The 12,668-nt window shown below is 68.2% G+C and carries 9 protein-coding genes; 7 read left to right on the top strand and 2 right to left on the bottom strand.

Annotated elements, in window-relative coordinates:
* Positions 1 to 161 precede the first annotated feature (161 nt).
* Positions 162 to 3,608: an indolepyruvate ferredoxin oxidoreductase family protein gene (locus ACLARN_RS09060; protein ID WP_409490858.1), complete on the top strand. Its 3,447-nt coding sequence runs from the start codon at positions 162 to 164 to the stop codon at positions 3,606 to 3,608.
* On the opposite strand, the gene ACLARN_RS09065 is transcribed toward ACLARN_RS09060, so the two are convergent.
* On the bottom strand, positions 3,588 to 4,298 hold the full coding sequence (locus tag ACLARN_RS09065) for a TetR/AcrR family transcriptional regulator (RefSeq protein ID WP_409490859.1): 711 nt from the start codon (positions 4,296 to 4,298) through the stop codon (positions 3,588 to 3,590). The two genes, ACLARN_RS09060 and ACLARN_RS09065, sit on opposite strands and share 21 nt — an antisense overlap.
* Before the next feature lie 94 nt (positions 4,299 to 4,392).
* Between ACLARN_RS09065 and ACLARN_RS09070 the strand changes: the two genes are divergently transcribed.
* From ACLARN_RS09070 to ACLARN_RS09095, 6 genes are all read left to right on the top strand, one after another.
* Positions 4,393 to 5,499 carry an FAD-dependent monooxygenase gene (locus ACLARN_RS09070; protein ID WP_409490860.1) on the top strand — a complete coding sequence of 369 codons (1,107 nt, stop codon included), beginning with the start codon at positions 4,393 to 4,395 and terminating at the stop codon, positions 5,497 to 5,499.
* Positions 5,500 to 5,591: 92 nt separating this feature from the next.
* Entirely contained in the window at positions 5,592 to 6,038 is a 447-nt protein-coding gene (locus tag ACLARN_RS09075) for a DUF6640 family protein (protein ID WP_409490861.1), read from the top strand.
* A 43-nt stretch (positions 6,039 to 6,081) separates the two neighbouring features.
* Complete coding sequence (locus ACLARN_RS09080) at positions 6,082 to 6,630, top strand: hypothetical protein (protein WP_409490862.1); 549 nt, start codon at positions 6,082 to 6,084, stop codon at positions 6,628 to 6,630.
* A gap of 111 nt (positions 6,631 to 6,741) precedes the next feature.
* Positions 6,742 to 7,440 (top strand): hypothetical protein, encoded by a 699-nt coding sequence (locus tag ACLARN_RS09085; RefSeq protein WP_409490863.1) that lies wholly within the window; start codon positions 6,742 to 6,744, stop codon positions 7,438 to 7,440.
* A complete protein-coding gene (locus ACLARN_RS09090; RefSeq protein ID WP_409490864.1) occupies positions 7,440 to 11,135 on the top strand; it encodes a WD40 repeat domain-containing protein in 3,696 nt (1,231 codons plus the stop codon). Before ACLARN_RS09085 ends, ACLARN_RS09090 begins: the two co-directional genes overlap by 1 nt.
* Positions 11,132 to 12,157: a WD40 repeat domain-containing protein gene (locus ACLARN_RS09095; RefSeq protein ID WP_409490865.1), complete on the top strand. Its 1,026-nt coding sequence runs from the start codon at positions 11,132 to 11,134 to the stop codon at positions 12,155 to 12,157. The genes ACLARN_RS09090 and ACLARN_RS09095 overlap by 4 nt, the downstream gene beginning before the upstream one ends.
* Here the strand turns inward: ACLARN_RS09095 and ACLARN_RS09100 are convergent.
* On the bottom strand, positions 12,147 to 12,638 hold the full coding sequence (locus ACLARN_RS09100) for an N-acetyltransferase family protein (protein WP_409490866.1): 492 nt from the start codon (positions 12,636 to 12,638) through the stop codon (positions 12,147 to 12,149). The genes ACLARN_RS09095 and ACLARN_RS09100 overlap by 11 nt on opposite strands.
* Positions 12,639 to 12,668 lie beyond the last annotated feature (30 nt).

The raw sequence follows: 12,668 nt of genomic DNA on the forward strand, positions 1-12,668 counted from the left end.
AGCCGGATGGTACGCAGACGCAACAGATATCGGCCAGTGGTGAGGAAGGGTCGGATATTTTGCGCGATCTGCGTCAATAGACTGCCGCTTGTTGCGGCGGCCCGGGAGCTTCGGGTCTTCTGTCGTGACGTCACGCGGGGGTGCCGAAGGAGGCAGGTCTGGTGGAACAGTTCACGTTGGAGGACCGGTATCTGCGGGAAGACGGCACCGTCTACCTCAGCGGAGTTCAAGCGCTGGTCAGGATGCTGTTCGACCGGGTGCGGCACGACCGCGCCGCCGGCGCGTCCCCCGCGGTGTTCGTCTCCGGCTACGAAGGGTCCCCGCTGGCCGGGTACGACCTCGAACTCGGCCGCCGGTCGGTCCTGCTCGACAAGCACGACGTCGTCCACCGCCCTGGCCTGAACGAGGAACTCGCCGCGACGGCGGTGATGGGCAGTCAGCTCACCGCGTCGGTCGGCTCGTCGCCCGGCGGGGTCACCGGGTTCTGGTACGGCAAGGCACCGGGCCTCGACCGGGCGACGGACGCCCTGCGGCACGCCAATCTCGCGGGCACCGATCCGGCCGGCGGCGCGGTGGCGCTGGTCGGCGACGATCCGAACGCCAAGTCCTCCTCGGTGCCCTGCGCCTCCGAACTCGCGCTGGCCGACCTGTCCATGCCGGTGTTCTTCCCCTCCGACTCCCAGGACGTGCTGGACTTCGGGTTGCACGCCGTCGAGCTGTCCAGAGCGAGCGGGCTGTGGTCGTCGATGAAACTGGTGGCGAACGTCGCCGATGCCGCGAGCACCGCCCGAGTCCGGCCACAGTGGACGCCGCCGGAGCTGGCGCTGCCCGCCTACCGGCACAAGCCCAGCTCCCGGCTGCTCGGCACCACGCTGATGGCACTCGAACGCAGCCTCTACACCGAACGCCTCCCGCTGGCCGTCGAGTACGTGCGGGCGAGCGGGGTCAACCGGATCGTCCAGGAAGGACCGGCGGACCGCATCGGCATCGTCACAGCCGGAAAGTCCTATTTGGACTTGATGCAGGCGCTGCGGCTGCTCGGCCTGGACTCCGACGCGTTGTCGCGGCACGGGATCCGGATCCTCAAACTCGGCGTCATCCACCCGCTCGAACCGTCGATCATCCGCCGGTTCGCCGACGGCCTGACCGAGATCGTCGTGGTGGAGGAGAAGCGTTCCTTCGTCGAATCGGCGATCAAGGAGGTGCTCTACGGCACCGCCGGAGCGCCCGCCGTCCACGGCAAGACCGGCCCGGACGGCCGCACGCTGTGCACCGAACTCGGCGAACTCGACCCGGACGCCGTCGCGCACGTGCTGGCCGCGCGGTTGACCGCGCACCACGAGATCCCGTCCGTGACCGCGTGGCGGGGACAACGGCGCCGTGAGCGCATCTCGATCCCGTTGCTGACCCGGACGCCGTACTTCTGTTCCGGCTGCCCGCACAACTCCTCGACGAAGGTGCCAGAGGGAACCGTGGTGGGCGGCGGCATCGGCTGTCACGCCATGGCGCTGTTCATGGAGCCGGAACAGGTCGGGGACGTCGTCGGACTGACGCAGATGGGCGGCGAGGGCGCGCAGTGGCTCGGGATGGAGCCGTTCGTCGAGGCCTCGCATTTCGTGCAGAACATCGGCGACGGCACGTTCACCCATTCCGGCAGCCTGGCGGTGCGGGCCGCGGTGGCCGCCGGGGTGAACATCACCTACAAGCTCCTCTACAACGCGACCGTCGCGATGACCGGCGGACAGGACGCCGTCGGTGGCCTTCCGGTGGAGCGGCTGGCGTCACTGCTGCTGGTCGAAGGCGTCGCCAAGGTGGTCATCACCAGTGACGAGCCGAAACGCTTCCGCGGCGTCCGCCTTCCCGACGGCGTGGAGGTCCGGCATCGCGACGAATTGCTGCGCACACAAGAGGAACTGGCTGCCGTTCCCGGGGTGACGGTGCTCATCCACGACCAGGAATGCGCCGCGGAGAAGCGCCGCAAACGTCGTCGCGGCAAGCTGCCGACGCCGGCCGCCAAGATCGTGATCAACGAGCGGGTGTGCGAGGGGTGCGGCGACTGCGGCGAGAAGTCGAACTGCCTGTCGGTACAGCCGGTCAGTACCGAATTCGGCCGCAAGACCACGATCCACCAGTCTTCGTGCAATGTGGACTATTCGTGCCTGGCGGGGGACTGCCCCTCGTTCATGACGGTGGTGCCCACCGGGCGGAAACAACGGCGGCAGGCGGGGGAGATCACCGCGGCCGAGCTGCCCGCGCCCGAGACCGCCGGAACCGACTTCACCGTGCGGATCACCGGGGTCGGCGGGACCGGCGTGGTCACCGTCGCGCAGATCCTCGCCACCGCCGCCGTGATCGAAGGCAGGCAGGTCCGGACACTGGATCAGACCGGGCTCGCGCAGAAGGGCGGCGCCGTCGTCTCGGATCTGAAGATCACCGCCGAACCGACCCCGCAGGCCCCGAAACTCGCCGCCGGGGAATGCGATCTCTATCTGGCCTGTGACGTCCTCGTCGGCGCCGACCCAGTGCATCTGACCGTCGCGGATCCCGGCCGTACCACCGCGGTGGTCTCCACGACCGAGGTGTCGACCGGCCGGATGGTCGTCGACACCACCGTGTCCTTCCCCGACGCCGCGGCCGTGCGGGGCGCGATCTCGGAGAACGCGGCGCGAACCGTCGTGCTCGACGCCCGCGCACTGGCGGAAACCCTGTTCGACGACGACCAGTTCGCCAACATCCTGCAACTCGGCGCGGCCCACCAGACCGGCGCCATCCCGCTGGACGCGGCCAGTCTGGAACGCGCGATCGAGCTCAACGGGGTCGCCGTCGCGGGCAATCTCCAGGCTTTCCGGCGCGGCAGGCAACTCGTCGCCGATCCCGGCGGACTGCACGCCGCCGTCACCCCTCCCGCCGTCGCCGCGACCGCCACCCCGTCGGAAGCCACTCTCCGTACCCGCGCGCTCGTGCACGCCGAGCCTGGCTCGGAACTCGCGCGCCTGCTGGACATCCGCGTCCCCGAACTCGTTCAGTACCAGGACGTTCGCTACGCGCGGGAGTACGCCGAGTTCGTCGAACGCGTCCGGGTGCTGGAAGGGGACTCGACCACCGTCACCGAAGCGGTGGCGCGCAACCTGCACAAACTGATGGCCTACAAGGACGAGTACGAGGTCGCGCGGCTCTCGCTCGATCCTGCCGTGCTCGCGGGGATCGAGGCGGAGTTCGGCGTGGGCAGCCGCTACGCCTACCGTCTGCACCCGCCCGTCCTCCGCGCACTCGGGATGAAGCGGAAGATCGCACTGGGCAAGGGTTTCCGTCCGGTGTTCGTCGCACTGCGCGCCGCGCGGAAACTGCGTGGCACGCGCTGGGACCCGTTCGGCAGGGCAGGGGTCCGGAAGGTCGAGCGGGAACTCGTCGTTGAGTACCGGGAGACGATCCTCGCCGCCTTCGCCACCGAGGACGCCGATCGCGGCAGGTTGCTGGCCTTGGCCGAACTGCCCGACCTGGTTCGCGGCTACGAAGACGTCAAACTGGCGAACGTCGAGGCCTACCGCCGGGAACAGTCGGCGCTCCTGGCCGAACTCGGGAGCCGGTCAGTCCCCGTCCAGTCCTAAAAGGACGGCTAGGCCGCGCAGGCAGTCCTCGAAGACGGGTTCCAAGTCGGTGTAGGCGAAGTCGAGTTGGTGCAGGACTTCCATGCACAGCAAGCCGTACAGCCGGGTCCAGCAGGTCAGGAAGACGTACGCGGCCTCAGGAGGGAGGCGTGCGTCGATAGTGGCGGAGTAGGCGGTCAGTTGCTTGCGGAGCGCCGGGGAAAGGTCGGCCGGATCGGGTACCGGGAACGGCCGGGTCCGCCACAGCTCGGCGGTCAGTTCGAGCAGAACGAGCTCGAACCGTTGCCCGGCTTCGTGCCGGGGTGAGCTCTGATCCAGGTTGGACGGGGTGATCGGGCTGGCGAAGATCCAGCCGAACTCCGCCGGGTTGGTGATCGCCCAGGTACGCAAGGCCCGGCACACCTCGAGGATGCGATGGCCGGTCGGTGCGTCGGCGTGGGTGTCGCGGGCCTGTTCCAAGGCGGCGGTCAGCTCGCGGAAGAAGTCGGCGGTCACCGCACCGATCAGTTCGTCGTGACCCGCGTAGTAGTGGTACAGCGCGGGGCCGCTCATGCCCACCTGCCGGGCGACCGCGTTGATGGTCACCGCGGCCGATCCCTGCTCGACCAGCAGCGTGCGCACGGCCGCGTGGATCTCCTTCAGCGCGTCCTGGCGCCTTCTCTCCCGCCTGCTGCTTGGGCCGTCGGCCATTGTCGCCTCATCTCGTCGCACTGTTGACATCCTAGAGCACCTATGTTTCCTTAATGACTCTAAGCTAGCCTAGAGTCATTAAGGGGGATCGCCGATGAAGGTGACCATCGTGGGCGGCGGTATCGGAGGACTGACCGCCGCCGTCGCGTTCCACCAGCGCGGCTGGGAGGTCGAGGTGCTCGAGCGCGCCCCCGAATTCACCGAGATCGGTGCGGGGATTTCGATCCAGCCCAACGCCCTGCGCGCGCTGGACGCACTCGGTCTGGGTGACCGTCTTCGCTCCGGTGGACTGGCCGACCCGTTCGCGGGTGTCCGTCGCGCGGATGGGCGATGGCTGTTCCGCAACGACGTCGCCGACCTGAAGCGCCGGTTCGGCCAATGGGCGACCGTGCACCGCGCCGACCTGATCGACCTGCTCGTCAAGGCCCTGCCTGCGCGGGTGCTGCGGCCCGGCACCGACGTGCGTGAGGTGCGGCCCGACGGTGTCGTCGTGCACAGTGGCGGCGCCGTCGCCGCCGACCTCGTCGTGGGCGCCGACGGGGTGTACAGCGCGACCCGACGGTCCCTGTGGCCCGATGCGCCCGGACCGCGTTACGTCGGGTACACCACGTGGCGCTTCATCGTCCCGCCGCATCCGATCACCGAAAGCGTGGAAACCTGGGGCCGTGGCGAACGATTCGGGCACCTTCCGATGCCGGACGGCCGCGTCTACTGCTACCTGATGGCCAACGCCCCCATCCGTTCACGGACCGGTCTGGACCAGCTACGCGAACGGTTCGCGGGTTGGCACGATCCGATCCCCGCACTGCTGTCGGCGGCGGAGGAGCACACGGTGTCGCAGCATGACAGCTACCAGCTGCCAGAGTTGCCCACCTACGTGTCCGGCACGGTCGCCCTTCTCGGTGACGCCGCACATGCCATGACGCCCAACCTCGGGCAGGGCGCGTGTCAGACCCTCGAGGATGCCGTCACGCTCGCCCTCACCGTCGACACGCTGGGCGTGCCCGCGGGACTGGAGGAATACGACCGTTCCCGCCGCCCGCGGACACAGATGATCACCCGCCGTTCCCTTCAGGCCGGGGCTCCCGCGCACTGGACGTCCCCGCCGGCGATCGCCCTCCGCGACGCAGTGCTTCCTCGTTTGCCGAAATCCTTCTTCGAGCGCTCGCTCGTCCCCACTTACACCTGGACGATCTGTTGAGGGGTAAGGCAAAGGTGGCGTGTTCGGGCGCGGTGTGCCGGTGACCGGTCCTTTGACCTACCCCTCACTAACTGATCCGAAAGGCATAGTCCATGGCCCTGCCACGAACGCTGATCATCGTCGTCGGAGTGATCACGACGATCAGCGCCGTACTCGCCGATCTGGTCGTTCCCGAGCTGGCGGCGCAGCACGCCTTCAACCCGGGTTGGCCGCCCCACGCCAAGTTCCACGACGCCCAGTACATGGTGATGACCGTGCTGCTGGGTCTGCTCGGCCTCACCCTCGCTCTCCGGCGGTCGGGCGACCCGCGCGGCAGGCTGCTGTGCGCCACCGGCGTCCTCGCCACCCCCTGGCTCGGAATGATCGGCGCGCTCCTGTTCCCCGGCACCGCGACCTACGACCCGGAGTTCGCCGACAGCACGCTCTTCGTCTTCGGTCTGCACGGCCAGGTTCTGATGGCGATCGTCCTGATCTTCGTTCTGCTCGGTGCGGCAGCGGCGACACTGCGCCTGCCGTCGGAAGCCGGTATCCGGCCCTGAAGCAACGTTGTTCAGGCCATCATGCCGGTATCCTGTGAGCGCTATGGAAAACCCCATTACGGGTGACGAAGCCGAGCGCCGATGGGACACTTATCTCGTCGCCAGGCGCGAAGAAACCTCCAGTCGCAGAAGCGTCAGCGAACTCGGCGGTGAGGCGGTCGCTCTGCTGGCGCACAAGATTCGGCGCGGGCATCCCGAAGAACGTGCTGCGGCTCTCGATCTGTCGGCCGATGACCCCGATCTCGCGGCCGCCCTGATCGACAGCTTGTTGTGGTTGTCAGTGACGCACGCGTGGGCAGGCAGGGTCAGGCAGGTCCTTGACAACATCCCTTCGTTTGAGCTGTTCCCGATGCTCACGCAGCGGGTCCCGGAATTGCTGGACCAGGCGCTGATCGAAGAGGACGAGCCGTACGACGACTTTCGGCGGTTCGCCGAACTTCTCGAGCACGTCCGGCATTGGCATCTGCTGGGGGAACTGGTTGGCAAGGCGAGCGAAAGCGCGGACGCCGATGTTCGTGAAGTGGTCGAAGACTACGAGAAGTACCGGCACCTCTGGAGCTTTTCCCGCGGCGATCAGGCGGATCCCGGATAGCAGCGTTTCCGGGCGGCCGTTGCGTCAATTGACACAAGCCTCGCCATGGCTCTGCACTAAGCATGATTCATGAGAACGCGGCGATCGGCTGTGCATCGGACCGTGCTGGCGGTGGACGTTCAGGGATTCGGAGACCAGCGCCGGACCACACCGCACCAGCTCGTGGTGCGGGAGGGTATGTACCGCGCGCTGGAGAATGCCTTCATCGCCGCGGGAATGTCGTGGGACGAGTGTCACCACGAGGATCGCGGCGACGGTCTCGTCGTGCTGGCTCCTTCGCAGGCACCCAAAACACCGTTCGTGGAGCTGTTTCCCCACGCGGTCGCCGCCGAACTGCGCGCGCACAACGCGACGCGACGGGCGGAGCAGCAGATCCGGCTGCGCCTCGCGTTGCATGCCGGGGAGGTGGTCTTCGACGAGCACGGGGTCACCGGCGCGGCGGTCAATCTGACGTTCCGGCTCCTGGACGCGCCCGCGTTGAAGGAAACGCTGGCGGAGTCACCGGGCGTGCTGGCGGTGATCACGTCGGGGTGGTTCTTCGACGAAGTCGTGCGCAACAGCGCGGTCGCCGATCCGGCGACATTCCGGCAGGTGCGGGTGGTGGTGAAGGAGACCGCGGCGGTGGCGTGGATCAGCCGCCCGGACCATCCCTATCCCGCCGGCCCCGCCGACCTTGAAGTGCCTGCCGACGCCCCGCCGAAGCAGGCGGAATCCGGACCGGCGGGCGGGGCGGTCACGATGACCGCGACCTCGTCGGACAGCGGCAGGGTGTATCAGGCCGCGCGTGACCAGCACATCACCGAAGCATGATGTGCCCCCGTGAAGACGAGGACACGCCGGTCGAGGGAATCCATCTCGAGGCGCATGCTTCCGGCGACGGCCATATCCACCAGGCCGGTCGGGATCAGCACGTCCATTACACCGATGGAGTACGCGGTCGCCGCCGCACCATGCCGGGCAGGGCCGGGCGGGAGTGCCCTTATCCGGGTTTGGCCGCGTTCGGTCGGGAACAGGCCGAGTGGTTCTTCGGGCGGGACGATCTGGTCGCCGAGCTGATCACGCGACTGGATCGGCGCCTGGCCACCGGCGGCCTGCAAATGGTGGTGGCGCCATCAGGGGCGGGGAAGTCTTCGTTGCTGCGGGCGGGATTGGTGCCCGCACTCGACCGGGCCGCCCTGCCGCATTCGGATGGCTGGCCGAAGGTGGTGTTCACCCCCACCGCCGAACCGATGCGGGAGTCGGCGGTCGTCGATCGGGAACCCGGATCGCCGATCGTCGTCGTGGTCGACCAGTTCGAGGAACTCTTCACGCTGTGCACCGATGACGAGCAGCGACACGAATTCATCGACCGGCTCATCGCGATCGCCGACGGGGGAGGGTTGGTCGTCGTCGGCGTCCGTGCGGACTTCTACTCGGCCTGCGCCGACGATCCCCGGCTGCGGGCCGCGTTGCAGGACGCGCCGTTGGTGGTCGGGCCGATGTCGGAAGGGGAACTCCGCGAGGCGATTCTGTTTCCCGCCAAGGCCGTCGAACTCGACATCGAGCCAGGGCTGATCGAAGTGCTGCTTCGCGACCTCGGTATCACAGCGAAGTCCGGCACCGCGGGTTACGAGGCGGGCCGGTTGCCGCTGCTGGCGCACGCGCTGCGGGTCAGCTGGCAGCAGCGAAGCGGCTCGACCCTCACGGTGCAGGGGTACGAGACCACCGGCGGCATCCACAACGCCATCGCCACCACCGCCGACCGGGTGTTCACCGGACTGGATGAGGCCGGGCGAAAGGCCGCGCGCTCGCTCTTCCTCCGCCTGATCAAGATCGGGGACGGGACTGAGGACACCCGCCGTCGCGTCCCCGGCGCCGAGTTGACGGACACCGCGGCGATCGTGGACGCCTTCACCCAGGCCCGGCTGCTCACCCGGCAGCAGGACGACGTCGAGATCACCCATGAGACCTTGCTGCACAGCTGGCCACGGCTGCGGGAGTGGATCAACGCCGACCGCGCCGGCCGGTTGACCCACCAGAACCTGGAGGAAATGGCGGCAACCTGGGACCGCGCCGATCGCGATTCGTCGCTGTTGTTCTGGGGCAGCCGTCTCGAAGTCGCGCAGGCGTGGGCGGACAGTGCCCCGGACGGTGAGCTGAGCCAGGTCGGCGAGGCGTTTCTGGCGGCCTGCCGTCGATCGCGACGCCGGGCCGCGCAACGGAAGACAAGGGTCATCGCGGTGCTCACGGTGCTCACCGTGGTCGCTTCCACGGCCGCGTTCCTCTTCTTCCGGCAGCAACGTGAGGCGGTGCATCAACGCGACCTCGCCATCTACAACCGGGTCCTCACCGAAGCGGATCAGCTTCGCGGCACCGACGTGTCGCTGTCGGCGCAACTCGACCTGGTCGCACACCGGCTCCGGCCCGGCGAGGAGACCGCCACCCGGCTGGTCACCGCGGCCAACATGCCGTTGTCCACTCCACTGACCGGCCACACGGACGCCATCACCGCCGTGGCGTTCAGCTCGGACGGGCGCATCCTGATCACCGCGAGCATGGACGAATCCCTCCGGTTGTGGAACGTCTCCGACGGCACCCGGCCGATCCTGCTGGGGCAGGCCGCCGATTCCGGCAGCCGAGTCCACGCCATGGCGTTCAGCCCGGACGGGCGCACCGTGGCCACCGGCAGTTTGGGCGGGGCGGTGAAACTGTGGAACGTCTCCGACCCCGCCCACCCGGCCGAGTCGGGCGGCTACCTGAGAGATCAAGACGGCTTCATGGGCCAATTCGGCACCATCGACACGGTGGCGTTCAGCCCGGACGGCCATACGCTGGCCGCGGCCAGCGAACAAGGATCGGTGCAACTGTGGAACGTGTCCGATCCCGCCCGGCGCGCGTCACCGAGTAAAGTCTTCGGCCACAACAAGTCCGTCAACTCGGTGGCGTTCAGCCCCGATGGGCGCACCCTCGCCACCGGCAGCGGCGACTACACGGCGCGGTTGTGGAACATCACCGATTTCAGCAAGCCCACGCCGCGGGGCGAACCTTTGGAAGGCCACCTCGCCGTCGTCAATTCAGTGGCGTTCAGCCCGGACGGGCGCACACTCGCCAGCGGCAGCGACGACAACACCATGCGCTTGTGGAACATCTCCGATCCCGCGTCGCCCACGCCATTCGGCCGCTCCGCGAGCGGCCATCTCGGTTCCGCGGTGAGCTCCGTCAAAGCGGTGGCTTTCAGCCGGGACGGACGCACGCTCGCCAGCGGCAGCACCGATTCCTCGGCACGGTTGTGGAACGTCTCCGATCCAGCCCGTCCCAAGGAACTGGGCGAGCCGCTGAGAGGTCACACCGGCGCCGTCGACACGGTCGCGTTCAGCCCCGACGGGCGCACGCTGGCCACCGGCAGCCTCGACCAGTCCGCCAGGCTGTGGAACATCCCGGGTTCCACGCTGACCGGTGGCACCACCACCATCTACTCGGTGGCGTTCAGCCCGGACGGGCGCACCATGGCCTCCGGGGCGGGCGATTCCACGGCGCGGCTGTGGAACGTCTCCGATCCCGCCCGGCCCGTACCCGTGGGGCCGCCCTTGACCGGCGCGACGAAAGCCGTTGTCTCAGTGGCGTTCAGCCGGGACGGGCGCACACTGGCCACCGGCAGCAGCGATTCCACGGTGCGGTTGTGGGACATCTCGGACCGGGCACAGCCCACTTCTCTGGGCGAACCGCTGAAGGGGCACACCAGAGCCGTCAATTCGGTGGCGTTCAGTCCGGACACACGCACTTTGGCCACCGGCAGCAGCGATTCCACGGTGCGACTATGGGACATTTCGAATACGGGCAAGCCGCTGGCGCTCGCCTACCCGCTCACCACGCACACCGCCGAGACCATCATGACCGGACGTTCCGACGCGATCTTCTCGGTGGCGTTCAGCCCGGATGGGCGTACTTTGGCCACCGGCAGCAGCGACTTCACGGCGATGCTCTGGAATGTCTCGGACCTGACCAGGCCGGTGCAGTCGGGCCCGCCACTGACCGGGCACACCCGGACGGTCCACTCGGTGGCGTTCAGTCCGGACGGCCGCACCTTGGCCACCGGCAGCGCCGATTCCACGCTGCGCTTGTGGAATGTCGCCGATCCCGCGAAATCGAGCAGGCCGCCGACCGACCACTCCGGCACCGTTTCTTCGGTGGCGTTCAGCCCGGACGGCCGTACCCTGGCCACCGGCAGCAACGATTCCACGGTCCGGCTGTGGAATGTCTCGGATCCGGCGAGACCGGCTTCGGCGGGCCTGCCGTTGAGTGGTCACACCGACGCCGTCACCGCTGTCGCCTTCAGTCCCGATGGACACACGTTGGCCAGTGGCAGCGCGGATCTATCGATACGGCTGACCGGACTGAACGTGGACCGGGACATCGACCGGATTTGCGCCGTCACCGGTGACACGCTCACCGGCAAGGAATGGGAACGCTATGTCGGCAGCGATGTTCCCTTCGACCCGCCCTGTGAGATGAGGAGATCGTCGTGAAGAGGTCCGTTCTCGTCGGTGCCTTGATCGGAGCCGTCGTGGTGGCCGGCGGCCTGGTCTTGGCGTTTCGGCCGTCGTCGCAAAGCCCCGGCGCCACTCCGGAAAACGGTGCGGCCACGGCAAGTTTGGCGGCCGAACTGTCCGCCAAGGCCGACGTCTACGACGTGGCCTTCAGCCCGGACGGCCGAAACGTGGCCGTCTCCAGCAAGGACGGCACCGTCCGGCTGTGGGACACCGGCACCCGGCAGGAGGTCGGCCCGCCCTTCACCGGTATAAGTCGCGACGAGAGCCCGCTACCGCTCGCGTTCAGCCCCGACGGCCGCACCCTCGCCACCGGCGGCACCAGCGCACGGTTGTGGGACGTGGCCAGCCGCCAACCACTCGGCGCTCTCTCCGACCCCGCCGCCGTCGTGCCACGCCCCGTGCAGGCGCTGGCGTTCAGCCCGGACGGGCGGTTGGTGGCGACCGGCGGCTTCAGCGAAACCCGGCTCTGGGAAGTGAGCAACCACCGGCCACTCGGCAAGCCTTTCGCCCGCGGCATGTTCAGCCTGTCGTTCAGCCCGGACAGTCGCACGCTGGCCGCAGGGGGGCTTAAAGGCGCGTCACTGTGGACAGTGGCCGACCAACAGCAGATCGGCGAGCCGCTCGCCCAAGGCGATTGGATTCTCGGGGTGGACTTCAGTCCCGACGGTCGCGTGCTGGCCATGGCCGGAGGTGTCGCCGTCGACAACGGGGTGCGTCTGTGGGATCCGGCGAGCCGCCGGCTGATCGGCAAGCCTTTCGGGCACGGGGTCGGCGGCGTGGCATTCAGTCCCGACGGGCGCAAACTCGCCACGGTCGGTGGCAGCGCGAGCGACGGCGGCCACGACGAATCGGCGCGGTTGTGGGACGTGACCAGCCAGCAACAGATCGGCGCACCGCTTGACCGCGGAATACTCAAAGTGGCGTACAGCTCCGACGGACGCCATCTCGCCACGGCCAGCGGCGGTCCGTCGGCACGGTTGTGGGACCTCAGCGGCTGATCTTCCGGTGGAAGCAAACCCGGTCGTGCCCGGGGCCGTCGTAGTCGGTGTGCAGGGGCAGACCGTCGACCACCCGGTCGCCGGTTTCGAGCGTGAACCCCATCGCACGGTGAAAGGCGATGGAGCCGGTGTTACCCGGCGAGGTGATCGCCCGCACTTCCGTGCGTCCCGCCTCGGCGGCGCGCTGGAAGAAGGTCGTGTACAGACGACGAGCCGTCCCCTGCCCGCGAAGCTTCGGGTCCACTCCGACGAAGTGGATGTACGCCTCGACATCATTGTCGGCGGAGTAGAAGCCGACGAGGAACGCCCTGATGCCGTCTTCGTCCTCCAGTACCAGGCTCGTGCCGGAGAAGAACTGCAAGAACAGCTTGGGAAGCAGGAGAGAAAGCTCGCGGGCCTGCTCGGGGGTGCGTGAGTCGCTCCACCACTGGTGCACGCGTTCGACGATCGCGCCGTGGTCGGAGACGCGGGCTTGGCGCATGTCGTTTCCTTTCGGAGTCAAGGTCGCGAC

Source organism: Amycolatopsis sp. cmx-11-12 (genome assembly GCF_046269425.1).
Classification (GTDB): Bacteria; Actinomycetota; Actinomycetes; order Mycobacteriales; family Pseudonocardiaceae; genus Amycolatopsis.

Excerpts from the sequence above, each read along its gene's own strand:
- ACLARN_RS09065 (WP_409490859.1), bottom strand. The coding sequence starts at position 4,298 with ATGGCCGACGGCCCAAGCAGCAGGCGGGAGAGAAGGCGCCAGGACGCG.
- ACLARN_RS09100 (WP_409490866.1), bottom strand. The coding sequence starts at position 12,638 with ATGCGCCAAGCCCGCGTCTCCGACCACGGCGCGATCGTCGAACGCGTG.
- ACLARN_RS09090 (WP_409490864.1), top strand. The coding sequence starts at position 7,440 with ATGTGCCCCCGTGAAGACGAGGACACGCCGGTCGAGGGAATCCATCTC.
- ACLARN_RS09075 (WP_409490861.1), top strand. The coding sequence starts at position 5,592 with ATGGCCCTGCCACGAACGCTGATCATCGTCGTCGGAGTGATCACGACG.
- ACLARN_RS09070 (WP_409490860.1), top strand. The coding sequence starts at position 4,393 with ATGAAGGTGACCATCGTGGGCGGCGGTATCGGAGGACTGACCGCCGCC.
- ACLARN_RS09080 (WP_409490862.1), top strand. The coding sequence starts at position 6,082 with ATGGAAAACCCCATTACGGGTGACGAAGCCGAGCGCCGATGGGACACT.